Origin of the sequence: Collinsella sp. AF02-46-1 (assembly GCF_003465825.1) — a bacterium.
Lineage (GTDB): Bacteria > Actinomycetota > Coriobacteriia > Coriobacteriales > Coriobacteriaceae > Collinsella.
On record NZ_QSBV01000004.1, the window covers coordinates 22,113 to 48,903 of the forward strand.

The 26,791-nt window shown below is 61.2% G+C and carries 21 protein-coding genes; 18 read left to right on the forward strand and 3 right to left on the reverse strand.

From position 1 onward, the window contains the following. Positions 1–323 precede the first annotated feature (323 nt). The 10 genes from DWV20_RS02505 to DWV20_RS02550 all read left to right on the forward strand — a co-directional run bounded on the left by DWV20_RS02505 (position 324) and on the right by DWV20_RS02550 (position 11,948). A complete protein-coding gene (locus DWV20_RS02505; RefSeq protein WP_118256309.1) occupies positions 324–2,288 on the forward strand; it encodes an ATP-dependent DNA helicase RecQ in 1,965 nt (654 codons plus the stop codon). A gap of 2 nt (positions 2,289–2,290) precedes the next feature. After that, a complete protein-coding gene (locus DWV20_RS02510) occupies positions 2,291–3,046 on the forward strand; it encodes a GntR family transcriptional regulator (protein ID WP_118256310.1) in 756 nt (251 codons plus the stop codon). A gap of 144 nt (positions 3,047–3,190) precedes the next feature. Then, complete coding sequence (locus DWV20_RS02515) at positions 3,191–4,159, forward strand: SIS domain-containing protein (RefSeq protein WP_118256311.1); 969 nt, start codon at positions 3,191–3,193, stop codon at positions 4,157–4,159. A gap of 206 nt (positions 4,160–4,365) precedes the next feature. Then, positions 4,366–4,824, forward strand: coding sequence for an IS200/IS605 family transposase (gene tnpA / locus DWV20_RS02520; RefSeq protein ID WP_117630087.1), 459 nt, complete (start codon positions 4,366–4,368; stop codon positions 4,822–4,824). 824 nt (positions 4,825–5,648) lie between these two features. Then, positions 5,649–6,044: a helix-turn-helix domain-containing protein gene (locus DWV20_RS02525; RefSeq protein ID WP_117759800.1), complete on the forward strand. Its 396-nt coding sequence runs from the start codon at positions 5,649–5,651 to the stop codon at positions 6,042–6,044. Between the two features lie 283 nt (positions 6,045–6,327). After that, on the forward strand, positions 6,328–9,210 hold the full coding sequence (locus tag DWV20_RS02530) for a proton-conducting transporter membrane subunit (RefSeq protein WP_118256312.1): 2,883 nt from the start codon (positions 6,328–6,330) through the stop codon (positions 9,208–9,210). Between the two features lie 12 nt (positions 9,211–9,222). After that, positions 9,223–9,804: an NADH-quinone oxidoreductase subunit B family protein gene (locus DWV20_RS02535; protein WP_117655435.1), complete on the forward strand. Its 582-nt coding sequence runs from the start codon at positions 9,223–9,225 to the stop codon at positions 9,802–9,804. Next, on the forward strand, positions 9,804–10,505 hold the full coding sequence (locus DWV20_RS02540; protein WP_118256313.1) for an NADH-quinone oxidoreductase subunit C: 702 nt from the start codon (positions 9,804–9,806) through the stop codon (positions 10,503–10,505). The genes DWV20_RS02535 and DWV20_RS02540 overlap by 1 nt, the downstream gene beginning before the upstream one ends. 5 nt (positions 10,506–10,510) lie before the next feature. After that, positions 10,511–11,599: a nickel-dependent hydrogenase large subunit gene (locus DWV20_RS02545; protein WP_117803504.1), complete on the forward strand. Its 1,089-nt coding sequence runs from the start codon at positions 10,511–10,513 to the stop codon at positions 11,597–11,599. 7 nt (positions 11,600–11,606) lie between these two features. Further along, positions 11,607–11,948: a 4Fe-4S dicluster domain-containing protein gene (locus tag DWV20_RS02550; RefSeq protein ID WP_117648239.1), complete on the forward strand. Its 342-nt coding sequence runs from the start codon at positions 11,607–11,609 to the stop codon at positions 11,946–11,948. Positions 11,949–12,735: 787 nt separating this feature from the next. Here the strand turns inward: DWV20_RS02550 and DWV20_RS02555 are convergent. Beyond that, positions 12,736–13,365, reverse strand: coding sequence for a response regulator transcription factor (locus DWV20_RS02555; RefSeq protein ID WP_118256314.1), 630 nt, complete (start codon positions 13,363–13,365; stop codon positions 12,736–12,738). After that, positions 13,362–14,552, reverse strand: coding sequence for a sensor histidine kinase (locus DWV20_RS02560; protein WP_147336401.1), 1,191 nt, complete (start codon positions 14,550–14,552; stop codon positions 13,362–13,364). The genes DWV20_RS02555 and DWV20_RS02560 overlap by 4 nt, the downstream gene beginning before the upstream one ends. A 151-nt stretch (positions 14,553–14,703) precedes the next feature. Here DWV20_RS02560 and DWV20_RS02565 point away from each other — a divergent pair, with 151 nt between their 5' ends. The 6 genes from DWV20_RS02565 (at position 14,704) to DWV20_RS02590 (ending at position 23,203) form a co-directional block, all read left to right on the forward strand. Further along, positions 14,704–15,642 carry an ABC transporter ATP-binding protein gene (locus DWV20_RS02565; protein ID WP_117759802.1) on the forward strand — a complete coding sequence of 313 codons (939 nt, stop codon included), beginning with the start codon at positions 14,704–14,706 and terminating at the stop codon, positions 15,640–15,642. A gap of 9 nt (positions 15,643–15,651) precedes the next feature. After that, positions 15,652–16,839, forward strand: a complete 1,188-nt coding sequence (locus DWV20_RS02570) for an ABC transporter permease (RefSeq protein ID WP_117759786.1) — start codon at positions 15,652–15,654, stop codon at positions 16,837–16,839. Further along, complete coding sequence (locus tag DWV20_RS02575; protein WP_117759784.1) at positions 16,826–18,031, forward strand: ABC transporter permease; 1,206 nt, start codon at positions 16,826–16,828, stop codon at positions 18,029–18,031. The genes DWV20_RS02570 and DWV20_RS02575 overlap by 14 nt, the downstream gene beginning before the upstream one ends. A 304-nt stretch (positions 18,032–18,335) precedes the next feature. Then, the gene (locus DWV20_RS02580; protein WP_118256340.1) at positions 18,336–19,049 is read left to right on the forward strand and encodes an ABC transporter ATP-binding protein; all 714 of its coding nucleotides are present in this window, start codon (positions 18,336–18,338) and stop codon (positions 19,047–19,049) included. A gap of 8 nt (positions 19,050–19,057) precedes the next feature. After that, positions 19,058–21,724 (forward strand): ABC transporter permease, encoded by a 2,667-nt coding sequence (locus DWV20_RS02585; RefSeq protein WP_118256315.1) that lies wholly within the window; start codon positions 19,058–19,060, stop codon positions 21,722–21,724. A 273-nt stretch (positions 21,725–21,997) separates the two neighbouring features. Continuing rightward, positions 21,998–23,203 (forward strand): DUF362 domain-containing protein, encoded by a 1,206-nt coding sequence (locus DWV20_RS02590; RefSeq protein ID WP_117758583.1) that lies wholly within the window; start codon positions 21,998–22,000, stop codon positions 23,201–23,203. Between the two features lie 250 nt (positions 23,204–23,453). Here the strand turns inward: DWV20_RS02590 and DWV20_RS02595 are convergent, their stop codons facing one another. Further along, positions 23,454–24,419: an alpha/beta hydrolase gene (locus tag DWV20_RS02595; RefSeq protein ID WP_118256316.1), complete on the reverse strand. Its 966-nt coding sequence runs from the start codon at positions 24,417–24,419 to the stop codon at positions 23,454–23,456. 187 nt (positions 24,420–24,606) lie between these two features. On the opposite strand from DWV20_RS02595, the gene DWV20_RS02600 reads away from it, so the two are divergent. Both DWV20_RS02600 and DWV20_RS02605 read left to right on the forward strand, forming a co-directional pair. Beyond that, positions 24,607–25,290: a hemolysin III family protein gene (locus DWV20_RS02600; RefSeq protein ID WP_199411441.1), complete on the forward strand. Its 684-nt coding sequence runs from the start codon at positions 24,607–24,609 to the stop codon at positions 25,288–25,290. A 110-nt stretch (positions 25,291–25,400) separates the two neighbouring features. Next, the gene (locus tag DWV20_RS02605) at positions 25,401–26,774 is read left to right on the forward strand and encodes a hemolysin family protein (protein WP_118256317.1); all 1,374 of its coding nucleotides are present in this window, start codon (positions 25,401–25,403) and stop codon (positions 26,772–26,774) included. Positions 26,775–26,791: the final 17 nt, after the last annotated feature.

Genomic DNA, 26,791 nt, shown 5'->3' on the forward strand with positions numbered 1-26,791 from the left:
GGCCGACGCTGCGCGCCGCCCAGGGCGACAATTTGTCATTCAAAAGGCGAGGCATGACCAGAAGGTCTATGCCTTGCCTTTTTCATGCCAACTTGTTCGCCCTGGACGTCGCTCGCTGTCCGTCCTCTACCTGCGGCGGAGTAGTCATTGCACTCATTGGGGACAGACTTAAATGAGTAGTCGTTAGGGATATTCTTGTTTGACTAGTCATTCAAGAACGCCCCCAATGACTACCCGCAGAATGAGCGTGGCCGGCAGCCGTGCGGCACTGGTCCGCGTGGCGGCGTATAATCGGCGGCAGATGACTTGGACGTTAGGAAACCATGACCGATAGCATGCAGCAGATGGCGCTCGACACGCTCGGCGCCTATTTTGGCTACACCTCGTTTCGCCCGGGGCAGGACCGCATGGTCGATGCGATCCTTGCCGGTCGCGATGCGCTGGGTGTTATGCCCACAGGCGCCGGCAAGTCCATTTGCTACCAGGTGCCCGCGCTCATGCTGCCCGGCATTACCTTTGTGGTGAGTCCGCTGCTGTCGCTTATGGAGGACCAGACCCGCGCGCTGCTCGCGGCGGGTGCGCGCCCCAGTTATCTCAACTCCAGCCTTACTCCGGCCCAGCAAAACACCGTGCTCAAGCGGGCGCGCGAGGGCCGCTACCAACTTATGTACGTGGCGCCCGAGCGCCTGCTCGAGCCGCGCTTTTTAGCCTTTGCGCAGGAGGCCGCGGCGGACGGCGGCATTGGCGTGCCGCTCGTGGCCATTGACGAGGCCCACTGCGTGAGCCAATGGGGCCAGGATTTCCGCCCCGCCTACCTGCAGATTCGTGAGTTCATCGATTCCCTGCCGCAGCGCCCCATCGTGGCGGCCTTTACCGCTACGGCGACTGAGCGTGTGCGCGCGGACATTCAGCAGATGCTCGGCCTGCAAAATCCCGCGACGGTGGTGACGGGCTTCGATCGCAAGAACCTCTACTTTGGCTGCGAGGAGATGGGCGACAAGGCCAAGGCAGCCTGGGTGCGCGACTATGTGATTGCGCATTCGGGCGAGAGCGGCATCGTGTATTGCTCGACCCGCAAGACGGTCGATGCGCTGGCAGGCGAGCTTGCCGAGGCGCTGGGCCCCAGCGGCATTCGCGTTGGCCGCTACCATGCCGGCATGGGCAACGACGCCCGCCGTCAAAGCCAGCGTGCCTTTATTGACGACGATCTTCAGGTGATGGTTGCCACCAACGCCTTTGGCATGGGCATCGACAAGCCTAACGTGCGCTACGTGATCCACAACAATGTGCCCGAGAGCATCGAGGCCTACTACCAGGAGGCGGGCCGCGCCGGCCGCGATGGCGACCCGGCCAGCTGCCATCTGCTGTGGAACGGTAACGATTTTCGCATGCGTCGCTTTTTGATCGACCGCGGCGATGCTGCCGACGAGGCGCTCGACGACGAGCAGCGCGCGTGGGCGCTCCAGAATCGATATCGTCTGCTCAGTCAAATGGAGGGCTACTGCAATACCACCGGCTGCTTGCGCGAATACATGCTGCGCTACTTTGGCGACGAGGCCGCGGCCGGTGCGGGCGCCACCGCCACGGACGACGCCGAGGGCTGCGGCAACTGCAGCAACTGCCTCACGCAGTTCGAGGTCGAGGACGTCACCGATATGGCCCGCGCCGCCGTGCGCTATGTGGCCACGCGTCCCATGCGCTTTGGCAAGTCGCTCATCGCCGACGTGCTTCATGGCGGCAACACCGAGCGCATTCGCCAGATGCATCTGGACGAGGACCGCGGCTACGGTGAGCTGTCGAGCGAATCGGTCGGGCGCATCAAGGACATCATCGGCCAGCTGTGCGGCCGCGGTTACCTGGCCACCTCGCAGGGGCAGTACCCGGTCGTGGGGCTGGGCCCGCGCGCCGGCGAGGTCGAGGACGAGGCGTTTGCCTTTACCGTTAAGCGTCGCGCGTCCAAGCGCAAGGCCTCGGCCCGCGCCCGCCGTGCGGTGGATCTGCTGCGCGAGGAGGCCGAGCTGGATCAGCGCCCGCGCGTGGGTGACGATGCCGAGCTGTTCGAACGCCTGCGCGCCCTACGCAAGGAGATCTCGACCGAGCTGGAGATGGCACCGTACATGGTCTTCTCCGACAAGGCCCTGCGTGGCCTGTGCCGTCTGCGCCCTCAGACGCGCGATGAGCTTATCCAGGTCAACGGCATCGGCGAGAAAAAGGCCGACGCCTTTGGCGAGCAGTTTATGGCGGCGATTGAAGAGTTTGAGTCCGAGCATGCGCGGGATGGAGCATAACGATGGCATCCGACGATAAAACCGAGCGCACTGAGGTGTCCGCTGTGCCGCTGTACCAGCAGGTTATGGATGACCTAAAAGGCGAGATCGCGCGTGCCGTGTACGCATCCGGCTCGCGCATTCCTTCCGAGATGGAGCTCGCGAAGTCCTACGGCGTGGGACGCATCACCGTGCGTCGCGCCATCGAGGAGCTGTCGCGCGCGGGGTATCTCAACCGCCAGCAGGGGAGGGGCACGTTTGTGTGTGCGCCCAAGCTCAAGCGCAAGATTGTCCAGAAGGGTGACGTTCAGAGCTTTTCCGAGGGTTGCGCCGCCAACGACATGGTGGCCGGAGCACGCCTGGTGTCGCGCACGGTGGTCGCGGCGACACGCGAGGACGCGGCGTTTTTTGGGGTGGAACCCGGCTGCGAGCTCATCGTTGTCGAGCGCGTGCGCACGGCAGACGGCGTGCCCGTCATGCTCGAGAACAATGCCTTTGTGCTGGCCGACCATCCCTATCTGCAGACGCTTGCCGACAAGGACCTCACGGACAATTCCATCTTTGCGCTCGTTGCCGAGCATTCGGGCCGCGCGCCGCTCAAGTCCGATCCTTGTACCGTGGAGATTGCGCTTGCCGATGCTCAGGTGGCCTCGCTGCTGGAGGTGCCGGTCGGCGAACCGCTCTTCTATATGGAGGCGTACTTTACCGATGAGGACGAGCGGCCCTTGCTGCTCGGACGCCAAAAGATCGTGGGCTCGCGCTACGTGTTCGACATCTAACGTCCACAGATAGAACAACATAGAACAAGTTTGGTGAAATGACTTCACGTGCGTCGTTGTGCGTGCTATAAATAGGACAACATAGAACGACCGCAGGTAAGAGCTGTCGTCGTTCAAAACCGCCACACAAGGAGGAGTATCACCATGAACGCACATGATCTGGTTCAGGAAATTATCGAGCGCAAGGGCAAGATTGAGAACGTCTTTTGGATCGCCTGCGGCGGTTCGATGATCGACCTGATGCCGGCCAACGAGCTGCTCAAGCGCGAGGCAACCACGTTTGCCTCGACGGTCTACACGGCACGCGAGTTTTGCCTGATGGCTCCCAAGAGCCTGGGGCCGAAGTCGCTCGTCGTCGCCTGCAGCCACAGCGGTAACACGCAGGAGGTCGTCGACGGTTGCGAGATGGCGCTGGCTGCCGGTGCCGAGGTCGTGACTATGACCGACTATGCGGGTTCCAAGATCGACAACGGCAAGTGGGCTACCTGGGTCTATCCGTGGGGCGAGGGCGTGTCGCAGGCCGAGGTGCCGCAGGGCATCGGCGCTCTGATCGCCGCCGAGTTGCTCGACCAGCAGGAGGGCTACGAGGCGCTCGCCGACATGTACGAAGGCCTTAGGCAGATGGACGCGCTGCTGCCCGCCGCGCGCGAGAAGGTCAACGCCGAGCTGGGTGCCCGTTTTGCCGAGCTCTGCCAGCAGCACGAGTTCTTCTACATCCTGGGTTCCGGCCCCAACTTTAGCCAGACCTACGCCATGGCGATCTGCTCGCTCATGGAGATGCAATGGCAGCACTGCTGCTACATCCACTCCGGCGAGTACTTCCACGGCCCCTTCGAGGCCACCGAGCCCGGCGTGTTCTACTTTGTGCAGCTCGGATCGGGCGAGTGCCGTCCCATGGAGGAGCGCGCGCTCGCATTCCTCAACACGCATACCGATACGGTCATGGTGCTCGATGCGCTCGAGTACGGCGTGGGCGAGGTGCCGGCCAGCGTGCGTTCGTTCCTGGAGCCGATCTTCTTCTACGCGATGAGCTGCGAGTTGCGCGCCGCCCGCGGCAAGGTGTTCGACCACAGCCCCGAGGTTCGTCGCTATATGGGTGTCGAGCAGTACTAAGTACCGGGAATTATCTTTTTTGACGGGGCCTGCGCCACGCGCGGGCCCCGTTTTGCGTTCAAGACTTTAGTCTGCTGGCCGCGCAGCGGCCAGCTTTAAACCACCCGCTACGCGGGTGGAGACAAACTGCTTTACAAAGCCACCCCTCCGACCGATATTGACGATTGTTCAGGCCGTCAAGAATTCGAGTCGAAGGGGTGGTCGCCATGGCCCAGAAGGCCTACAGCCTTTCCCACACGAAGTGGATGTGCAAGTACCACATCGTGTTCACGCCGAAGTATAGGCGCAAAGTGATCTACAACCAAATCAGGAGCGACATAGGGGAGATCCTCAGGAAGCTGTGCGAGTACAAGGGGATCGAGATAATCGAGGGGCACCTGATGCCCGACCACGTGCACGTGCTGCTGGCGATCCCGCCGAAGTACAGCGTCGCGAGCGTCATGGGCTACCTGAAGGGGAAGAGCTCGCTGATGATATTCGACAGGCACGCCAGCCTCAAGTACAAGTTCGGCAACAGGAAGTTCTGGGCGGAGGGCTACTACGTGTCCACCGTCGGCCTGAACGAGGCGACGATCGCCAAGTACATCAGGGAGCAGGAGTCCCACGACATCGCACTGGACAAGCTGAGCGTGAAGGAGTACGAGGACCCCTTCAAGAGGGGGTGATGCCGCCGGTTCGACCGGCGCGCCACGGGTCAAGATGCACTAGGCCTGGACGAAGTCCGGGCCCGCGCCTTTAGACGCGAGCCCGGGGCCCGTGGGTTATACCCTAAGAGCAAACCACCCTTTTTAAGGGTGGTTCTGATCTGCGCGATCCCAGTCTTGGACTCCGCTGGACAGTTAGTTCAGATACGTATAATTCCAGACCGCAGTAGGCGCATCCGGCGCTCGTTTTGGGGAAGAAAGGGGCTCAAAACTAGGGTTCGGTAGCCATCTGGGCTCGATTTGCGTGCAATGAGTCGCCAAAGAACCCTCTCCGGGGACCATAGCGCAGCTTTATCAGCATAGAAAAATACGTATCTGAACTAACTGTCCAGCCGTCGCTGGAGAAAGGCGTTTTAGCTTTTCCGACTTCCCATCATCTTTCCAACTTTCCACTTAACTTAACACCTAAGGTGGAAAGCTGGAAAGAAAGCTGGAAAGTTAGGTGGAAAGCTGGAAAGCTGGGTAGAAAGCTGGAAAGTTAAGTAGAAAGCTGGAAAGTAAGCGGAAGACTGACATGCTAGCTCAGAGGCTGAGGGGTTAATAATTATGAAAACCATACCAAGCGAAACAAAAAGATATCAATCTGGCTGGTAAAACACCATCAATGAGCTGCGGGCTAACTAGCTGCGTAAATTAAACGTAAAGAAATGTCGCAAATTAATAGCAAATGCCCAGATGACGCCGTTGCTATTTTCAATTAACTGCTACGCGCGAACAGCAAAATGCTACTATCTAACATGCACGTAAGAAGGCAGATTAACGGTTAAGGCTAAGAAGTGGCAGGTATGTCGGAAGCAACTAGGACTCGCACGCATGCGCCCGAGGTTAGGCAGCGCGCCGTCGAGATCCTCCAAGAGGGGGTCGGTCATCGCGCCCTCGCCGCGGAGCTTGGCATTCCCCAGGCCACGGCTCGTCAGTGGGCCCGCGCGTACGCCGTGGGCGGTGCCGACGCCGTTCTCAATGCCGGTTCGCATCATCACACCTATTCGTACGACGTAAAGCTCGCTGTGGTTAAGGACCGTCTGGAAAACGGCTTGACGGTTCGCGAGGCCATGATCAAGCACAAGATTCCCAGCGAGTCTTCGGTCAAGGCTTGGTGCCGTCAGTACCGCGAGAGCGGTGAGTCCGCACTGGTCGATAAGCCGCGCGGTCGCAAGCCGCGCGTTAAAAAGATGGAATAGCAAACGGGATGGTGCGCCCACGAGGCGCATTTTTCTTGCCGCGCCAACTTTTCGGACCGCCGCGAGCCTATTGGGACATCCTCCAAAGTGGCCAGTAAGCCGCACGCGGTGGCCCGCGCGCCCGTCGCTGTGGTAAGGAAACGTCGCCCTCTGCTCCAAAGCGGACGTGCCCTTACCCCGTACGCCTAAAACTCCCCAGTTGACCGAAAACCCGCCGCCGCTACTCCTCAATTGAGCTATAACGTTAAACAATTGCAGCGTTTTAGCATGGGGGAGTGATGGTATGACGCTACTGTATTTCCTTACCCTGTTTCCGCTGGTACCGGCGCTGGGCATGCTGCTCGCGCGCGGTGACCGCGCCCGCGATGCGGCGGGGCTCATAGGCTCCGGCATTATTATGGCGGTGACAGTTGTAGTCGCCGTCATGTTTTTTGGCACGGGTCCGCAGAGCTTTGAGGTTGCCCCCGGCACCTCGCATGTGCTCTCGATCATCAGTTCCGTTATCGACGTCATCCTGTGCGCTGTCATCCTGTACAACGCGTACAAATATAGGAACGCGCTCACCACGGTGCTCGGCATAGTCCAGCTGGTGGGCTCGCTCGCCTTTGCAGCCATGACGCTGCCCGCGGCCGAAGCCGTCACGGCAACGCCACTCTACCTGGACTACATGAGCGTGATCATGGTCCTCGCCGTCGGCATCGTTGGCAGTCTAATCTGCTTGTATGCCCTGGGCTACATGAAGGACTTCCAGGCCCATGACGAGCACGAGGCCGCGCTGCGCGGGCAGACCGCGCCCGACCGTCGCCCGCAGTTCCTGGCGCTCATGTTCCTGTTCCTCTCGGCCATGTTCGTCATCGTGACGAGCGACAACCTTGAGTGGCTGTTCTGCGGCTGGGAAATCACCACCGTGTGTTCGTTCCTTATGATTGGCTACACGCGTACGCCCGAGGCCATCAAGAACGCCTTTACCCAAATCATCCTCAACATGCTGGGCGGCATCGCGTTTTTGGCCGGACTTATGTATCTGCACGTTAACGGCATGCCGCTGACCATCTCGGGCATGATCGAGCTTTCCGGCACCGGAACCGCGCAGTCCGCGCTGCTGGTGATGCCGGTCATCCTGTTGTCGCTCGCCGCGCTCACCAAGGCCGCACAGATGCCGTTCCACACTTGGCTGTTGGGTGCCATGGTTGCACCCACTCCCACGAGCGCCCTGCTGCACTCGTCAACCATGGTCAAAGCCGGCGTGTTCCTGATGGTCAAGCTGAGCCCACTCTATGCCATCTACCCCGTGACCGGCTTTATGGTCACGAGTGTGGGTGCCATCACGTTTTTGCTCGCTGCACTCATGGCCATCTCGCAAAGCAACGCCAAACGCGTGCTCGCGTACTCCACCATTTCCAACTTGGGCCTCATCAGTGCCTGCTTGGGTGTCGGCGCGCCCGAGGCCGTATGGGCGGCCATCTTCCTGATCTTGTTCCACACGGTGGCCAAGTCGCTGCTGTTCCTGTGCGTGGGCACGGCCGAGCATCATATCGGCAGCCGCAATATCGAGGACATGGACGGCATGTTCAGCCGCATGCCGCACCTGACGCGTCTGATGATGCTGGGCATTATGGGCATGTTTGTGGCGCCGTTTGGCATGCTCGTGTCCAAGTGGGGCGCCCTGGTGGCGTTTGCGCAGACCGGCAACGTGCTCATGATCATGGTGCTTGCCTTTGGCTCGGCCGCGACGTTTTACTTCTGGGGCAAGTGGCTTGCCAAGCTTTCGGGCGTCGACCCCACGGCTCAAAACGTTGAGGTCAATGTCCATAAGACCGAATGGATGGCCCTCAACACCATCGCCGCGCTGCTGATTCTGTGCTGCGTGGCGTTTCCGGTTATCTCGAGCGGTCTGGTGTCGCCTTACTTGGCCATGGTGTTTGGCCGCGTGCCGTACGTTATTGGCAAGGACGCCATGTATCTGATGGTGGTTATCGTGGCTTTTATCGCCGTGGTGCTGCTGACGTCATTCCGCGTGAGCAACAAACCGCACGTCAACGTGTACCTTTCGGGCGTGGGAACCGACAAATATCGCCATTTCCGCGGCTCGATGGGACACGAGGTGAAGGCCGAAAAGCGCAATTGGTACTCGGAGGACGCCCTTGGCGAGAAGCGTATTGGCCCCGCGGGTAGCGTCGTATGCTGCAGCATTATCTTGTTTGCGCTGCTGTGTTGCGCATGGATTGGGCCCGAGCGGCTTGCCATGAGCGCGCCCTCGGTGCTGCGCGGCAAGTATTTCGAAGGTTCGGGCGTCGTGGGCATCTTTATTGGCACCGTGGCGTTTGCCTTGCTGGCGCCGCTTGCGGGCGGCTTGATCGACGGCATCGACCGCAAACTTTCGGCTCGCATGCAGGGCCGCGTGGGCCCGCGCCTGCTGCAGCCCTTCTACGACGTTGCCAAGCTGCTGCGCAAGGCCCCTGCCAGCGTAAACACCATGGACGATACCTATATGGCGTGCGCGCTCATCTTTACCGTCGTGGGCGGCGGCATCTTTGTGTCGGGCTCCAACACGCTGCTGTGCGCTTTTATGGTTACGCTCGCCGCGATCTTTGTGGTGCTGGCGTCCGCCTCGACGCAAAGCCCGTTTGCCCAGGTCGGTGCCGACCGCGAGTTGCTGCAGGTCATGAGCTACGAGCCCGCCGTTTTGCTGATGAGCGTGGGCCTGTACCTTGCCACCGATAGCTTTGATTCCATCGCCGTGACCGGACAGTCGGCGCCCATCATCGTGTACAGCGCGCCCATTTTCTTGGCGCTGCTTGCGGTGCTCACCATCAAGCTACGCAAGTCGCCGTTCGACCTTTCGTACTCGCATCACGCGCATCAGGAGATTGTCCAGGGCGTCGCCACCGAGATGAGCGGCGGCACGCTGGCCAAGATGACCCTTATGCACTGGTGTGAGACCGTGCTGTTTTTGATGTGGGTGGGCATGTTCTTTGTTTGGGACAACCCGGTGAGCTGGGTCGTAGCCCTGGTCGTGATGGCCGCGACGTATTTTGTCGAGGTGCTGATCGACAACACCTTCGCACGCAGCACCTGGCGCAGCTGCTTTAAGCTCGGCTGGGGCGTGGCGCTGGTGTTTGGCCTGCTCAACCTTATGCCCATCCTCGTCGACGTGTTTATTTAGGAGGCGGCATCCATGGATCATAAAATGTCGCGCTCGCCGTGGGTTATTCATTACGACGGCTCGAGCTGCAACGGATGCGATATCGAGGTGCTGGCCTCGCTCACGCCGCTGTTCGATGCGGAGCGCTTTGGCGTGGTCAACACCGGCAACCCCAAGCATGCGGATATCTTTTTGGTGACGGGGTCGGTCAATGCACAGAACCTGCCCGTCGTGCGTCAGATTTACAACCAGATGCTCGAGCCCAAGTGCGTGGTGGCCTGCGGTATCTGCGCATGCTCGGGCGGCGTATTCCGCGATGCCTATAACGTGATCGGTGGCGTGGACCGCGCGATTCCCGTGGACGTGTACGCGCCCGGATGCGCCATTCGCCCCGAGACCGTGATCGATGCCATCGTGGAGGCGTGCGGCATCCTGGACCAGAAGGAGGCCGTGATGCGTGCCGGCGGCGACCCGCTTACCGTAGGCGGCGCTGCTACCTGGGATGGTGGCGTTGAGCTGGGCGAGGACGGGTTTGTGGCTGCTGCGGGTGCCGGGGCCGGTGTCGACGCAGGCACGGCTGACGGTGCGCCCGCCGCTGCAAAGGAGGCCGAGTAATGCAAAAGGCTATCTATACCACCGTTGGGATCGACGAGCTCCTGTCGCATGTCCAGGCGCTCAAGGGCGTCGGCGCGCGCTTTGTGCAGATGCACGCCGAGCGCAACGTCGACGACGGCACGTATCGTCTGGTCTATACGTTTATCAACGTTCATGCTGCTCAGGAGCATATTGCGCAGGACGGCAGCTATGCGATTGAGAACCTGGTAGTCGAGGGAATCGACCGGTACCAGGAGATTCCGTCCATCAGCTCGTATTATCCGGCGGTATTCCCGTTTGAAAATGAGGTCCACGACCTATTCGGTCTTGCCATCACCGATATGCAGATCGACTTTAAGGGCTTTTTCTACCAGGTCTCGACCGCTGAACCCATGAGCGTTATCACGCCCGAGGTGAAGGCCGCGCGCGAGAAGGCCATGAAGGTCCGCGCGGCCGCCGAGGCCAAGGCGCGCAAGGCCGCGGCCGAAAAGGCCGCCGCTGCTGCGGCTGCTGCAGGGGAGGGTGCTGCGAGCGCTGCTGCCGCCCAGCCCGCAGCGGCTGCCGGCTCCGATGCTCAGCATGACGAGGCTGCCGCCAAGGCCGCGCTCAAGGCTGCCGAGATGGAGGCAAAGCTCGCCGCCATGGATCCCGAGAAAGCGGCCAAGGTCCGCGCGGCGCTTGCCGCCAAGGCCGTCCGCGACAAGCAGAAAAAGGAGGCGTAAGGTCCATGGCTCATCGCTCCGTAATTCCGTTTGGCCCGCAGCACCCGGTGCTGCCCGAGCCGCTTCATCTGGACCTGGTAATCGAGGACGACCGCGTCATCGAGGCAATTCCGCAGATCGGCTTTGTGCACCGCGGACTCGAGAAGCTCACCGAAAAGCGCGACATGCATCAGTTTGGCTACATCGCCGAGCGCATCTGCGGCATTTGCGCCGTGGGCCACAGCTGCGGCTATGCCAGCGCCTGCGAACGCATGCTTGACATCGAGGTGCCCGGCCGCGTGCAGTATATCCGCACCATTCTGCACGAGCTCTCGCGTATTCACTCGCATTTGCTGTGGCTGGGCCTGCTCGCCGATGCCTTTGGCTTTGAGGCGCTGTTCTATCGTTCGTGGACGCTGCGCGAGCAGATTCTCAAGATCTTTGAGAGCACGTGCGGCGGTCGCGTGATCCTGTCGATTAACGAGATCGGCGGCCTTAAGCACGATATCGAGGATTCCGAGCTGGCGGGCATTGTCCAGACGCTCGATGCCATGCGTCCTGACTACGATGCCCTGGTGCATACGTTTTTGGACGACGACAGCTGCGGCGAGCGCCTGCATGGCGTGGGCGTGATCAGCAAGAAGGACGCACTGGAGCTTTCGATGGTCGGCCCGTTCGGTCGCGCCTCGGGCGTGAACTACGACGTGCGCATGTTTGGCGACGGTGCCTATGCGGATTTGGCCGCGTTTGAGCCCATCGTGGCAACCGACGGCGACTGCTATGCCCGCTGCCAGGTGCGTTGCGCCGAGGTCACGCAGGCCATGGATATCATCAAGGAGCTTGTCGGTAAGATTCCACACGACGGCATCGGCGGGCGCACCAAGCTTACGCCGGCCGACGGCGCGCGCGGCGAAGTTGTGATTGAGCAGCCGCGCGGCGAGGCGTACTACTATGTACGCGGCAACGGCACCAAGAACCTGGACCGTTTTCGCGTGCGAACGCCGACGTCGCAAAACCTGGCGGGTCTGACACATGCGCTGCAGGGCGTGCTCCTTGCCAACGTGCCCATGATTATCCTGACCATCGACCCCTGCATTAGCTGCACGGAAAGGTAGGCGCGGCATGAGTTTGCTGACATTTGCCAAGACGGCCTTGGGTTCTATGGTCAAGCAGCCGGTCACGGTGTGCTATCCGCAGGAGAAACTGACGGCGCCCGAGCGCCTGCGCGGGCATATTGTCAATGACATGGACGTGTGCATCTGCTGCGGCATGTGCGCTCGGCGTTGTCCGGCGGGCGCACTCGCGGTCGATCGCAAAGGCGGCACCTGGTCGATTGACCCGTACGCCTGCGTGGTGTGCGGCGAGTGCATCGAAAGCTGCCCCAAACACTGCCTGACTATGGATACCGCCCGTACCCCAGTCGCAGCGGATAAGACTCCCACGGTAGAAACCAAGCCGGAATAGCGCGAAGACGGGGCCGGTGGGGCATAAATGCCCCACCGGCCCCGAGCTTAAACGCGCGAGCGAGCCGCCGCGAACAAAACTATGCCGGATTACGGGGTTGGATGGCGAACCTCCGACCATATAGAAAATCGCAAAAACAAAACCGCAGGTAGATAGCCTGCCGTTTTTCAAAAAATGAAGGTATGGATGAGGGCCCCGACTTTAGCTCCGTAATCCGGCATAGTTTTGAAATGGCACCATATCCGTAACAGCTCTTGATCTCCCATGGACGGAGGAAAGCGGATCATTTTTGCCTTGCGAAGGCTGCTGCGTGATCCGGCCGCCACGAAATCGGCCCATTTACTACGTTTAGGCGGCAGCCCTCGACCACGGCAAGCAATGCGAAATGAAAACCGCAGGTAGAACGCCTGCGGTTTTTCATGAAACGCGGCTATGGTCAGGGGTATCGGGTCAAACGTAGTAGATGGGCCGATTTCGTGGTGGGCGCTGTCAGCCGATCTCCGTGGGCGGAAGAAAACGGATCATTTTGGTCTCGCGAGGTTTGCGGAGGCACTCGTGCAGGGCCGTCGCGAATAAAACTATGTCGGTTTACTACGATGAATTCGGCATTCCCGACCATGACTGCATTTTTCTAAATATTGCAAGCGTTCTACCTGCGGTTTTGGAAGCGCGCAATTTGCCGTGGTCGAAGGTGGTCGATTCATCGTAGTAAACCGGCATAGTTTTGAAATGGCATTAAATCGGTAGCAGCCATTTTGCTATGCCGGGGCGATCGGTCTTCGGGTAATTACCCTCGCAGGTAGGCGATGGCGATCTGCGTGCGGTTGCGTAGGCCCATTTTGGCTAGGATTGAGCTGATGTGGTTGCGTACGGTGCCTTCGCCCATATAAGCTGTGGCGGCAATCTCCTTGTTGTCGAGACCGCGGGCGATGAGCTCGGCGACTTCGAATTCGCGGTCGGTCAGGCCGGCAAAGGCCGCGGGCCGGCGGAGCGTGCCCGACTCGACGCCCGTTCCGTCAAAATCGATGTCCTCGATTGCCTTGCCCTCGAGTACGCGCTTACCGTCCATAACCTGCGCCAACGCCGGTGGAATGGCAGCGACATCGGTTTTAATCAGGTAGCCGCGGGCGCCCAGTTTGAGTGCCGACACAATGTACTCGTCATCCGAAAACGTTGTCAGAAACACCACGCGTGCTGCAGGATCGCGCTCGAGGATCTCGCGCGCCGCCGATAGGCCGTCGCGCCCCGGCATCTGAATGTCGAGCAGCGCGATATCGGGTGCGAGTTCGGCGTAGAGTGCCACCGCGTCGTTGCCGTCGGCTCCGGTGCCCACCACCTCGATCTGCGGCTGGGCGCCCAGGATAATCTTGAGCGAATCGACCACTAGGCGGTCGTCGTCGACAACGATGAGCCTCATCGGCCATCATCTCCTTGCTGTTTGGGAACGGTGGCAAACACGCGCCAGCCGCCGGCGCCGGCACGCGGGCCGGCGGTGAAGGTGCCGCCAAGCGCCTCGATGCGCTCGCGCATAGAGGCAAGCCCCATGCCCTCCGCGGCGCCGTGGCCGCTTGCTTGAACCCCGCCCGCGCCATCGTCGGTAACGATGAGCTGGTAAAACGACGGATGCTCCATGCAACGTACAGTGACAGCATGGGCGCAAGCGTGGCGCATGGTGTTGGAGAGCGCCTCGCGCAGGACCGCCGCAAAGCAGTTCGCGACGTTTGCGGGCGCATGTTCGGTCATAACTTCAAGCTCAATCCGCGGACCGCCGTCCGAGCGCGCGCCTTCAACGATGCGTTCGAGCTGCACGGAAAGGTCGACGGCGTTGTCGTTGAGCGCGTGGACGCTGGCGCGCACGAGCTGGAGCGCCTCGTCAACGGTGTATTTGACGTCGGCGAAATCGGCGGCAACGCCGGGCTCGTTGGCATGGACCACGCGCAGGGCTTCGGTTTGAAGCGAAGCGCGCGTGAGCTGGTGGCCCACGTTATCGTGGATCTCGCGCGCGATGCGGGCGCGTTCGGCGAGCGTCGCGAGCTCGACTTCGTAGTCCTGGCGGTCGGCGAGGTCGCGGTTGCGTGCCTCGAGTGCCAGGGCGCGTTCTTGCAGCTTGTCGCGGGTGCGACGCATGCGTTCCTGTTCGCGCTCCAGCTGCGCGGTGCGCAGCGACAGCAACGTGGCGGCGACCGAAAGGATGGCGGTTAGCAACAGCGTTCGGGTGGTGAGCGCGCCGCAGCGAAGGTCCGTGGCAAGTGCGCAGGCAAACACGGAGCCAATTGCCAGCGCGGGCCAGATGCGTTCACGGCGCACGCGTCGCGCGATGTCATAGAGGGCGAGAGGTGCGAACGGCACAAACGGCGGCACGAAGACAGCCGCGATGACGTAGGCGTAGCTGCCGGCCTCGCTGGCGCGACGGGCGCGTTCTCCCTGCGCGACCTCGGCCAGCGCGGCGATGACAACGCCAAGGCAAAACGCCGCGACCAGGCGAGCATCCACAGCAAGGCCCGTGGCGGCTGCGATGCAGCACGCCAGCACGATCGATTTGTCGAATAGCCTGTTCATACGGGTATTGTACGCGATGCCGCGCACGGGGGAGGCGCCACTCAAAGCAACCGTGACATTCCTCCCACGCGGCGGGGCGGTCGCGTCAGCAGGCTACGCGACCGCCCCGCACTCGTGACAAAGCTCACTGGTGCGCGCCGTCAGCTCCTGCGATGATGCAATCGTACCGGGCCGCAAGCAACAGAAGGGCCGCCTCATGACAGACATCGTCCACGTCGAAAACCTCGTTAAGCGCTACGACGACCTTATTGCGCTCGACCACTTTAACCTGAGTATCGCCCCCGGCGAGATCTTTGGCCTGCTGGGCCCCAACGGCTCGGGCAAGACCACGTCCATCAACTGCATCCTGCAGCTGCTCGCCTACGACAAAGGCACCATCGAGCTGTTCGGCGAGCGCATGACGCCCGCCCGCTACGACCTCAAGCGCCGCATCGGTGTGGTGCCGCAGCAGGTGGCGGTGTTCGACGAGCTCACCGTGCGCGAGAACATCGACTATTTCTGCAGTCTCTACGTCAACGACCGCAAGCGCCGCCGCGCGCTGGTGGACGAGGCGATCGACTTTGTCGGCCTGGGCGACTTTACCAAGTTCCGCCCCGGTAAGCTCTCGGGCGGCCTGGCGCGCCGGCTCAACATTGCCTGCGGCATCGCGCACAAGCCCGAGCTCATCTTCTTCGACGAGCCCACGGTGGCGGTCGACCCCCAGAGCCGCAACGCCATCCTGGAGGGCATTTGCCGCCTGCGCGACGAGGGTGCCACGGTGGTGTATACCAGCCATTACATGGAGGAAATCGAGCAAATCTGCAGCCGCATCATGATCATGGACGGTGGGCGCGTGCTGGCGCAGGGCACTAACGACGAGCTCAAGCGCATGATTCAGATGGGCGAGAAGATTGTAATCGAGGTCGGCGAGGTTCCGAGTGCGGCGCTCGGTGCCGTCGCAAGCCTGCCGCACGTTCTGGACCTTTCGGCAACGGCGGGACAGCTCACGTTTTCGTGCGAAGCGAGCCCGCACAACCTGACGGACATTCTCGATGCGCTGCGCTCGCATGACGTGCCGCTCGGCCGCATCTATTCCGAACCGCCGACCCTCAACGACGTGTTCCTCGAGATCACCGGCCGCGAGCTGCGCGACTAGGGGGCGGCCATGTTCAACACCATCATCACCACGGTCAAGACGCTGCTGCGCCGGCCGAGCACGTGGGTCTGGGGCGCTCTCTTTCCTATCGCGCTTTCCACGATGTTCATGTTTATGTTTGCGAACCTCAGCTCCGACGGCACGGTCGACCCGGTGCCGGTTGCCGTCGTGGCGGACGAGGCCTGGGATGCCTCGACCTTTAAGGATGTGGCGGCTTCGCTTGCCAAGGCAGGCGACGACCAGCTGCTCGATGTGAGCGAGTACGAAGACTTGGCTGCCGCGAACCGTGCGCTCAAGGCCGGCGAAGTCGCGGGCGTCTACACGGTCGATGCCGCGGGCGCGCCCAAGCTTACGTTGCTTTCGAGCTACGATAGCTCGCGCGCCAGTACGGCGCTCACCGACCGCAGCATCCTGGAGACGGTGGCGAGCTCGTATACGCAAAATGCCGAGCTCATGCGCCAGATTGCCCAAGACAACCCGGCGGCGCTCGCCGACCCGGAGGCGGTTGCGCGCGCCCTGTCGCTCGAGGGCGGAACCCGCCGCGTGAGCCTGACGCGCACCACGCCCGACGGCACGACCATTTACTACTACGCGCTCTTTGGTCTGGTCGCGATGATGTCTGCCGAGTTTGCCGCTTTGAGCGTCGTCGATTTGCAGCCCAATCTGTCGGGCCTTGGTGCGCGCCGCTGCGTGGGCGGCCTTTCCAAGACAGCGTCGCTGGCCGGCATCTTTGTCGGCTCGTGGCTGGTCTCATTTGCCTCGATGGCGGTCGCGATTGGCTACGTGCGCCTAGTCGTTGGCGTCGACTTTGGCGGGCGCGAGGGGCTGTGTCTGGTGGGCGGTGCTGCATCCGCGCTTGCCGCCACGGGCCTGGGGCTCTTTGTGGGCACGCTTCCCGTTAAGGGCGGCAAGGCGTCCAAGTCCGGTATCCTCACGGGCTTCGCTACCACGTGCGCCCTGTTCGCCGGACTCTACGGCGAGCCGGCGATGGCGCTTGCCGACGATGTCGCCCGCGCCTGCCCGGCCGAGTGCTGGCTCAACCCCGTCAAGCTCATCTGCGACATGTTCAACCGCCTGTATTTCTTTGAGGATCTGGGGCCCTTCGCCGTCCGCGCCGGCGCGCTCGTCCTGATGACCCTGGTGTTTGTCGTCGCCGCTACGCTGATCTTTGGAAGGAGCCGCTATGAGCACCTTTAAGACCGCGCTTCGCATGGCGCTCGCGCACCCGTTATACCTGCTCATCTATACGGTGTTCATCTCGCTCATGGGCGTATTCATCGCGGCCTCGGTGAGCTGGAACTCGTCGCAGCTTACCGAGTACAAGCCCTACGACACCAATGTGATCGTGGTCGACCGCGACAATAGCGACCTTTCGCGGGCGCTTACCAAGCACCTAGGCTCACGCTTTGACCTGGTCACGGGCGTTGGTGACGACATGTACGACCTTGCGGATGCGCTCGCCAAGAGTAACAGCGCCAAGGGCAGCGCCGATTGCGTGTTCTTTATCCCGGAGGGGTTTGAGGACGATCTTGTTGCAGCCGCGCGTGCGGGGGAAGACCTGCCCAAGCTCGATGTGACGTACGGCTCCGGCACCATGGCGGCAGCGCTTTCGTCTGCCGAGGCCTCGCGGTGGGTCTCGCTCGCGGGTACTGCGGCGGCACTTGAGCCAGCTGCTTCCGACGGCGATGTCGCCAAGGCCGCCGAGCATGCTGCCGCAAAGCGTGCGGAGGTCCAGATCGAGCAGGTCAAGGTTGACTCGACTGCCGCCGCTACACTCGAGTCGTACTTCAACTTTGGCGCGTATGCGATCATCTCGTCGGTCATCGTGTCGGTGGGGCTGGTGTTCTCGGGCATGAACGAGCCCGAGCGCGTGCGCCGCATGGAGGCCGGTCCGCTCTCCGAGCGCCAGCGTTCGCTTGCCGTGTTCGCGGCCGCCGCCGTGCTCACTGTCTGTATCTGGTTTGTGTCGAGCATGATGGGCGTCGTGGGCTTTGCCGGCGCGGTCGCCGAGGTCGGCGTGGGCCGTGTGTGCCTGGCGCTGGCGGCAACGTTTGCCCTGGCGTGCACGCCGCTGGCCGTTGGCTTTGCCCTTTCGAGCCTGGGCGCGCGCGAAGAGCTGCTCAACGGTGTGGGCAACCTGCTTGGCTTGCTCATGACGTTTTTGGGCGGCGCCTGGATGCCGCTTTCGATGATGGGCTCGGCCGTGCAGACGGTGGCGCACTTTGTGCCGACGTTTTGGGTGAACGACGCGATCGGCAAGGCGCTTGCCTCTGATTTGACGTCTACCGTGCTGGGCGACATCGCCTGCGACCTGGGCGTCACCGTGCTCTTCGCCGCCGCCATCGCCGCCGTAGGCCTAGCCCTCGCGCACAACAAATCCCACGCCTAGCCACCTAGTCATTGGGGACGTTCTTAAACGACTGGTCGCTGGGGACAGTCTTTGCCGATTCGCCGGCTCGCCGGCCGGGCTGGCAAGGACTGTCCCAATATGTCGGCACTTGGGGACGTTCCTTTCCTGCCGGCACTCATTGGGGACAGACTTAAATGAGCGATTTCACTCATTTAAGTCTGTCCCCAATGAGTAAGTACCCAATGACTGGTTTGGAAAAAATTGCGCCTGCCGCTTAAAAATAGTTCGCCGAGGTTTACTATTACCCTAGAAAAGTAGTAGAAGGCTAACAATGGGGGATGACATGGCAGCGCAGAAAGCCTACGTCCAGGTCAACGGACTCAAGAAACACTACGGCGACGGCGATGCGCGCCTGATGGTGCTCGACGGTATCGATACGTCCATCAACCGCGGCGAAATCTGCGTCATGCTGGGGCCCTCGGGCTCGGGCAAATCGACGTTCCTCAATCTCATCGGCGGCCTAGAGGATGCCGACGGCGGCTCCATCATGGTGGACGGCTGCGACCTCACGGTGCTCAAACCTACCGATCTGGGCGAATACCGACGCCGCGAGCTGGGCTTTGTCTTTCAGTTCTACAACCTGGTGCCCGATCTCACCATCAAGGAGAACATCGAGGTCACGGCGCACCTGTCCAAAAACCCGCTCAACATCGACGACCTGCTGCGTTCGCTGGGCCTCTACGAGCACCGCAACAAGTTCCCGCGCCAGGTCTCGGGCGGCCAACAGCAGCGTTGCGCCATCGGCCGCGCGCTCGTCAAAAACCCGGGCCTGCTGCTGTGCGACGAGCCCACGGGCGCGCTTGACTACAAGACGTCCAAGGAAATCTTGCAGCTCATGGAGGATGTCAACCGCACCTACGGCTGCACCATCATCATTGTCACCCACAATGCCGCCATCGCGCGCATGGCAAATCGCGTGATGCGCCTGCGCGACGGCCGTATCGTCGAGGACGAGCTCAACGAATCGCCCATCGCGGCCGCCGATCTCGATTGGTAGGCGACGCCATGACACCTCTCGCAAAGCGACTCCCGCGCGAGCTGCGCCGCAATGTCGGTAAGTACCTGGGCATCTTTTTGCTTATGTGCGGAAGCATCGCCCTCACGTCGGGCTTTTTGCTCGCGGCGCATTCCATCGGCTGCCTCATTGACGACATGCGCGATGAGTACACGATCGAGGACGGCCGCGTGACTACCTCCTTCGAGGCCACCGACGAGCAGCTCAAGGCTGCCGAAGACGCGGCTGAGGACGTCGGCGGCGTCACGCTCTACAAGAATTTCTCCATCGACGCCATCATCAAAAAGACCGCCGGCGACGACGGCACCAAGCGCACCCTGCGCACCTACGCGCATCGCACCAAGGTTGACATTGCGTCCTACTGCGAAGGCAGGCAGCCCAAGACGGACGATGAGGTGGCAATCGACCGTGTCTTCGCCACCAACAACGACCTTGTCGTGGGCGATAAGGTTGAGCTTGAGGGCCGCACCTACACCATCTGCGGCATCATGACCCAGCCCGATAGCCAGGCACTGTTCCTCAACAATTCGGACTTTACGGTGAACACCATCACCTATGGTGTGGCCGAGGTCACCGACGCCGGCTTTGCCGCGCTCGAGGATGCCGGTGGTGCACCTGCCTACACCTACTCCTTCACCTTTGCCGATCGCGACCTCCCCACCGCGGACCGCATCGATGCCGAGCAGGATATGGTCGAGGCGCTGACCGATGCCAATGCGCGCGTGGACGATCTGATCGATGCCGATTCCAACCAGGGCATTGGCTATGCGCGCGACGACGTGGACGGCGACTCCATGATGTGGATGACGTTGCTCGACATCATCATCGTGATCATGGCGTTCGTCTTTGTGGTGCTCACCGACGCCACCATCGAGGAGGAGGGCGCCATCATCGGCACGCTGCTCGCCAGCGGCTATCGCCGCCGCGAGATCGTGCTGCACTACCTGGCACTTCCCGCCATCGTGGGCGTGCTCGCGGCGCTTTTGGGCACCGCGTTCGGCGTTGCGTTCTTTACCGAGCCCATGCGCGGTCTCTACTACGGCTCGTACAGCCTGCCGCCCTTCCAGGTGTACTGGAGCTGGGAGATCTTCGTGAAGTGTGCCGTGGTTCCCGCCGCCGCGCTCATCCTCATCACGCTGGTGGGTCTGCTTCGCAAGATGGGCAAGACGCCGTTGCAGTTCCTTCGTCACGAGGCGAGCGGCAAATCGGGCACCAAGCGCGGCCTGCAGCTGCCGGAGCGCATGGGTTTTGTTTCCCGCTTCCGCCTGCGTATCTTCCTGCGCAATCTGGGCAACTTCGCCACGCTCTTCGTGGGCATCGCGTTTGCCTCGCTGCTACTGCTCTTTGGCCTGGCGATTCTGCCCACGATGACGCACTATGCGGACAATCTCGAGACGAGCCTGGTCGCCGAGCACCAGTACACGCTCAAGGCTCCGCTGGAGCTCGAGGGCACTGTCGAGGAACGCGAGCAGTGGTCGGCGCTCGAGCGCTTGCAGTCGATTGACGGCGCGCTGCTTTCTGCCGCCCAGGATGCCGATGACGAGCTTGACGACGCGGCCGATGCGGCGCAGACGGCAGCCGATGCCGTAGCCAGCTCTCCGTCTGCCGAGAGCCTGGCCGCGGCGCAGGACGCGCTCGCAAGCGTTCAGGACAAGAAGGATGCGCTCTATGCGCGCCTCGACGACCTGGCCGATGCCCTCGGCTGCGACCGCGATGAGGCTATCGACCTGATCGACAAGGCCTCTAAGATCGACACTGACAACGACGATATCCATCCGGTCAATACGACCGACAACGGCGCGGGCGCAATCGCGCAGGCCGAGAAATACGCCGTTTACCAGCTGCAATACGACCGTGGCGATGGTAATGGTGAGGAGACGATTTCCGTCTACGGCATTTCATCCGATTCGCGTTATTGGAAAGACCTCGACGTCGGCGACGGCCGCGTTGTCTTTGGCGGCGGCCTGCTCGACAAGTTTGGCTGGAGCGAGGGCCAGAAGGTCACACTCAGCGATAAGTACGAGGGCGAGCATTATTCCCTTGAGTACGCGGGCAAGGACTATGCCTGGGGCTCCAAGTCGGACATGAATATCTATATGAGTATCGATGACTTTAACGAGCTGTTCGACAACGATGCCGCCTACTTTAACGGCTATGTGAGCGACGAGAAGCTCGACCTCGACGCGCGCTACTTTGCCGGCGACACCACGCCCGACGACATGCGCGCCGTGGGTGACCAGTTCATCGGCATGATGAGCGACATGATCGGCATGATGGTCGGGCTCGCGGTGTTTATCTTCCTGCTGTTTATGTACCTGCTAACCAAGGCCGTTATCGACCATAGCGCCCGCTCGATCAGCTATATGAAGGTCTTTGGCTATCGCGATGGCGAGATCTCGCATCTGTACATCCGCTCGATCACGCTGTGCGTGGCGGCATCGCTCGTGCTGAGCCTGCCGTTGATTATCTGCTCGCTTACGGCTATTTTCCGCTCCATGTTGCTCGCCTATAACGGCAATATCGAGATTTATGTGCCAAGCTGGTCCATGGCGGCGTGCGCAGGGATCGGCTTTGCAACGTACCTGGTCGTGGCGCTGCTGCACATGCGCTCGATCAAGCGCGTCAGCCTGGCCGAAGCCCTCAAAGTTCAAGAGTAGTCATTGGGGACGTTCCTAAACGACTAGTCATCGGGGACAGTCTTTGCCGATCTGCCCGCTCGCCGGCCGGGCCGGCAAGGACTGTCCCTAGCTGCCGGCAGGAAAGGAACGTCCCCAACTGCCGGGTGCCGGATGGCGAAAGGATGTCCCTGGCGGCCGGTCATTTAAGTCTGTCCCCAATGAGTGGCCAGGCGCTGCGCTTGACTTTGACCCTGCTTCAACGGGTACCATCTCCTATGTCTGTAACGCCATATAGACCGAGGGGATATATCTATGACCGCAACTGCACCCGCAGCACCCGCCAAGGTGTACTTCACCAACCTGCGCACGCATGCTCGCGAGAGCCAGCTCGACAAGCTCAAGCGCCTCATTCGCCGCGCCGGTATCGAGCAGATCGACTTTGAGAACAAGTTTGTCGCCATCAAGATTCACTTTGGCGAGCTGGGCAACCTGAGCTTTTTGCGCCCCAACTACGCCCGCGCCGTCGCGGACGTGGTGAAGGAGCTGGGCGGCAAGCCCTTCCTCACTGACTGCAATACGCTCTATGTCGGTAGCCGCAAAAACGCGCTCGAGCACATCGACACCGCCTACCAGAACGGCTTTACCCCGTATGCCACAGGCTGCCAGATCATCATCGCCGACGGCCTCAAGGGTACCGACGAGGCGCTCGTCCCGGTCGAGGGCGGTGAGTACGTGCGCGAGGCAAAGATCGGTCAGGCGCTCATGGATGCCGATATCGTGATCAGCCTCACCCACTTTAAGGGCCATGAGCAGGCCGGTTTTGGCGGCGCCATGAAGAACCTGGGCATGGGAGGCGGCAGCCGTGCCGGCAAGATGGAGCAGCATGCCGCCGGCAAGCCGAACGTCGCGACTGAGCACTGCGTTGGCTGCCGTGCCTGCGAAAAGATCTGTGCGCACAACGCCATCTCGTTTGACGATACCCGCGAGCGCGAGCTTGCCAACGGCAACGCCCGCACGGTGCACGTGGCCGCCATCGACCACGATCGCTGCGTGGGCTGCGGACGCTGCATTGCGGCGTGCAACCAGGACTGCATCAAGCCCGACTATGATGCCGCGGCCGACGTACTCAACTACAAGATCGCTGAGTACACGAAGGCCATTGTTCAGGACCGTCCGAGCTTCCACATCTCGCTCGCCATGGACATCAGTCCCAACTGCGACTGCCACCCCGAAAACGACACGCCTATCGTTAACGATATCGGCATGTTCGCGAGCTTCGACCCGGTCGCTATCGATCAGGCCTGCGCCGATGCCGTCATGGCATCCGAGCCGCTGCCCAACACCGAACTCACCGATAGCGCGGCCAAGATGGAGCATAACCACGAGCATCTGGAGGGCGAGCAGGCCAAGGACCCCTTCTGCATCACGCATCCCGACACCGACTGGCGCGCGTGCATCGCGCATGCCGAAAAGATCGGCCTGGGCACGAGCAAGTATGAGCTCATCGAGGTCAAGTAGCACCTGTCTATTGGACATATCAAGCGCTTTTGTAGCGCAACGTTAGCAAAAGCCGCCCGTGAGCACAGCGCTTGCGGGCGGCTTTCCGGAAGTATGCGGCAAATTTCGAGACCGCCGAGCACACGACATTTTTTGGCAACAAAACCCCTGATAAATTGTTGGTAAAACTGCGGTCTGGTCGGCAGTTCCAGATTTTGCAGTATACTTCCAAAATAGGGGGTTAGATAAATCCCCAGACGCCGCTTTTTCCCTAAAAATTCCTATCGAGGAAGTCGTCGACCGTATTCCAGTAGAGCTCGGGGTCAACTTGCGCGCTCTTGGCGTGGGTGGCGCCGTGGATAGTGAGCTTCTGTTTAACCTTGCTGACGCACGCCTCGTAGTTTTGGTCGAGCATACTGTACGGCACAAAGGTGTCCTGGTCGCCGTGGATAAACAGCATGGGAACCGTCGCGTGTTTGAGTTGCTCCACACTGCTCGCCTTATGAAAGTCGTAGCCCGCGCGCACGTTGCACACCAAGTTTGCTACATCGAGCAAAGGAAAGCTGGGCAGGCCGAACACGTCCTTGAGCTGCAGAGAAAACTCGTCCCAAACACTCGTATAACCGCAGTCCTCGATAATGCATTTCACGTTTGCGGGCAGAGATTCCCCCGCGACGTTCATGGCGGTTGCTGCACCCATCGACTCGCCAAAGACCAGGATGCGCGCCTCGGGGTCAGCCTGAACGATCCGCCCAATCCATGCAACGACATCGAGCCGCTCGGGCCAGCCCATGCCGATATAGTCGCCGCCGGAGCGTTCGTGGGCGCGGGCGGCGGGTGCGAGTACGTTCATGCCGCGGTCGTGGAATCGCTTGACGTATCGGGCCATACCGATGGGCTCGTCGGTATATCCGTGCAGGCAGACGGCGTAGTCGTGTGTGCTCTCCGGGGCGGCAAAATACCAGGCGGCGAGCTCGGTTCCGTCATCTGCGGTGAGGCTGCTGCTCTTGCGGTTCTCTTTAAACCATGCCCGCGCCTCGGTATCCTCGGCATCCGGATGCTCACCTTCTTTGTCGTTCTTGCTATCCTGCATCATCTTCATGGTGTACGGCGCTTGGGGGTTCAGGGCAAAGTCAAACAAAAAGTTGCCGGCAAATCCGAGCAACGTGACAACGAGCGCCAGCGCAACAACGCCGGCTATCTTGAGCCTTCGATGGGGGTGTGCGCTTTGAGTCATAATGTCTTCTCCTCTGGGATGTTAATACGTCAACAATCAAACGAAGCGCATTATGGATGTTCGCCGTTGATGCGTCAACAGACAAAGAATGGGTAAACAAAGGGTCACGTATGGTGCAAATTTCGCACGTACCCAGACGCTTTGATATAGTGTTGAGAACTCTTTTATGTTGGAGGATGTAACCGGCATGTCCGATTCGAGCGACAGTTCCAAGCCGCGGCCCAAGACCGCGGCCATTCCGCACTACACGGTGGGCGAGGAGATCATGAACTCCGTCACCCATGGTGTCGGCTGCCTGCTGGGCATTGCGGGTCTGGTGCTCCTGATCGTATTCGCTGCCCTGCGCGGCGGCGGCCCGGCCCACATGGCCGCGGCAATTGTCTATGGCGTCAGCATTATCCTCGAATACCTAGCCTCTACGCTCTACCACGCGATTCAGCCCGCGCGCGCCAAGCGCGTGTTTCGCATCATCGACCACAGCTGCATCTACCTGCTCATAGCCGGCAGCTATACGCCGTTTTGCCTCATCACGCTCGCAAACGACGGCGGCCCCGCGCTGTTCTTTGCCGTGTGGGCCATCGCCATTATCGGCATCGCCCTCGAGTGCTTTCTGCGCGAGCGTCAACCGCATTGGGTATGCGGCCTGGTCTATCTGCTGATGGGCTGGCTCGTCGTCTTTAAGCTGCCCGAACTTGTGGCGCTGCTCAACCCCGTGGCACTTGCCCTGCTCGCCGTCGGCGGCGTGTGCTACACCGCGGGCGTGCCGTTCTATATCGCCAAAAACGTGCGCTACCTGCACAGTGTGTTTCACTTGTGGGTGCTCGCCGGCAGTATCTTCCAGTTCATGGCGGTGATCCTCTTCGTAATCTAGCGACCACGCCTGCGCGCCCGCATCCTTGTTTGGGCGCCGGTGCAATTGCCGTATCCGCCACCAACGTTTTACCCTAACGTCCCGAATCTTGGAGGTTCGAGAAACTCCCGATGGACATAACCATCTCCCTTATCACTACCCTCGTTTTGACCCTCATCAACGGTTACTTCTCTATGTCCGAGATGGCGCTCACCACGGCAAAGCGCGCTGTGCTGGAGCACGAGGCCGAGGAAGGCGACAAACGCGCCGAGCGCGCCATTAAGCTGGCCGCCGATTCCGACCAGCTGCTCGCTACCATCCAGGTCGCCATCACGCTCGTGGGCTTTGCCTCGTCCGCTGTTGCCTCGACGAGTCTGTCCGACCCGCTCGCCACGTGGCTCATGAGCTTTGGCATCGCGCCGCTCTCCGCCATCGCGCGCGGCCTGGCGCCGGTTATCATTACCGTCGCGGTCGCCTTCGTATCCATCGTGATCGGCGAGCTCGTCCCCAAGCGCATCGGCCTGGCCAATGCCGAGGGCGTGTCCAAGCAGGTCGTGGGCCCGCTTTCCGTGTTCCAGAAGATCGCCCGTCCGCTCGTGTGGCTGACCGGCGCTTGCTCCGATGGCCTGGCCCGCATCCTGCGCATCAAGAGCGCCGACGACCGCCAGAACGTCTCGGAGGAAGAGATCAAGTACATGGTCTCGGAGCAGGACGACCTGCTCGACGAGGAAAAGCGCATGATCCACGAGATCTTTGACCTGGGCGACACCGTTGCCCGCGAGGTCATGGTGCCGCGCGTGGACACCACCATGTGCGAGGACGATGAGACGGTCGCCGACGTGCTGTCCACCATGCGCCAGACCGGCTTTAGCCGCATCCCCGTCTATCACGAGGATCCCGACAACGTCGCCGGCATTGCGCACATCAAGGACCTGATTCAGCCTGCGCTTGACGGCAAGGGCGACCAGCCCATCGCCGGTTTTTTGCGCGACGCCACCTTTGTGCCCGACACCAAGGACATCCTGCCGCTGCTGTCCGAGATGCAGACCTCTCACGACCAGATCGTGGTGGTCGTGGACGAGTACGGCGGTACGGCCGGCATCATCACCATCGAGGACATCGTCGAGGAGATCGTCGGCGAGATCGAGGACGAGTTCGACCCCGACAACAAGTATCTCACGCGCCTTTCGCGCCGCGAGTGGCTCGTTGATGGGCGTTTTTCGTGCGATGACGCGATTGAGCTTGGTTGGCCGCTCGAGGAAAGCGATGATTATGAGACCATCGCCGGCTGGATCTTGGAGCTTTGTGACTCGGTGCCCGACATCGGAGAGGTGTTTGAGGTCGCGGGGTACAAGTTCAAGGTGCAGTCGATGCGTGGCCAGCGCATCTCGCTCATTCGCGTGATTGCTCCGGCCGAAACCGATAAGAAGGATTCCGAGTCCTCGGCAGAGAAGCCGGCGGCGTCGGGTGCGGGCTCTGCGGATCCGCACGATGGCGACGAGTAGGGCAAGGACGAGTAGGG

Bases quoted from the DNA above. Each gene is read 5' to 3' on its own strand.
- DWV20_RS02505 (WP_118256309.1), top strand. From the start codon at position 324: ATGACCGATAGCATGCAGCAGATGGCGCTCGACACGCTCGGCGCCTAT.
- DWV20_RS02510 (WP_118256310.1), top strand. From the start codon at position 2,291: ATGGCATCCGACGATAAAACCGAGCGCACTGAGGTGTCCGCTGTGCCG.
- DWV20_RS02515 (WP_118256311.1), top strand. From the start codon at position 3,191: ATGAACGCACATGATCTGGTTCAGGAAATTATCGAGCGCAAGGGCAAG.
- tnpA (WP_117630087.1), top strand. From the start codon at position 4,366: ATGGCCCAGAAGGCCTACAGCCTTTCCCACACGAAGTGGATGTGCAAG.
- DWV20_RS02525 (WP_117759800.1), top strand. From the start codon at position 5,649: ATGTCGGAAGCAACTAGGACTCGCACGCATGCGCCCGAGGTTAGGCAG.
- DWV20_RS02530 (WP_118256312.1), top strand. From the start codon at position 6,328: ATGACGCTACTGTATTTCCTTACCCTGTTTCCGCTGGTACCGGCGCTG.
- DWV20_RS02535 (WP_117655435.1), top strand. From the start codon at position 9,223: ATGGATCATAAAATGTCGCGCTCGCCGTGGGTTATTCATTACGACGGC.
- DWV20_RS02540 (WP_118256313.1), top strand. From the start codon at position 9,804: ATGCAAAAGGCTATCTATACCACCGTTGGGATCGACGAGCTCCTGTCG.
- DWV20_RS02545 (WP_117803504.1), top strand. From the start codon at position 10,511: ATGGCTCATCGCTCCGTAATTCCGTTTGGCCCGCAGCACCCGGTGCTG.
- DWV20_RS02550 (WP_117648239.1), top strand. From the start codon at position 11,607: ATGAGTTTGCTGACATTTGCCAAGACGGCCTTGGGTTCTATGGTCAAG.
- DWV20_RS02555 (WP_118256314.1), bottom strand. From the start codon at position 13,365: ATGAGGCTCATCGTTGTCGACGACGACCGCCTAGTGGTCGATTCGCTC.
- DWV20_RS02565 (WP_117759802.1), top strand. From the start codon at position 14,704: ATGACAGACATCGTCCACGTCGAAAACCTCGTTAAGCGCTACGACGAC.
- DWV20_RS02570 (WP_117759786.1), top strand. From the start codon at position 15,652: ATGTTCAACACCATCATCACCACGGTCAAGACGCTGCTGCGCCGGCCG.
- DWV20_RS02575 (WP_117759784.1), top strand. From the start codon at position 16,826: ATGAGCACCTTTAAGACCGCGCTTCGCATGGCGCTCGCGCACCCGTTA.
- DWV20_RS02580 (WP_118256340.1), top strand. From the start codon at position 18,336: ATGGCAGCGCAGAAAGCCTACGTCCAGGTCAACGGACTCAAGAAACAC.
- DWV20_RS02585 (WP_118256315.1), top strand. From the start codon at position 19,058: ATGACACCTCTCGCAAAGCGACTCCCGCGCGAGCTGCGCCGCAATGTC.
- DWV20_RS02590 (WP_117758583.1), top strand. From the start codon at position 21,998: ATGACCGCAACTGCACCCGCAGCACCCGCCAAGGTGTACTTCACCAAC.
- DWV20_RS02595 (WP_118256316.1), bottom strand. From the start codon at position 24,419: ATGACTCAAAGCGCACACCCCCATCGAAGGCTCAAGATAGCCGGCGTT.
- DWV20_RS02600 (WP_199411441.1), top strand. From the start codon at position 24,607: ATGTCCGATTCGAGCGACAGTTCCAAGCCGCGGCCCAAGACCGCGGCC.
- DWV20_RS02605 (WP_118256317.1), top strand. From the start codon at position 25,401: ATGGACATAACCATCTCCCTTATCACTACCCTCGTTTTGACCCTCATC.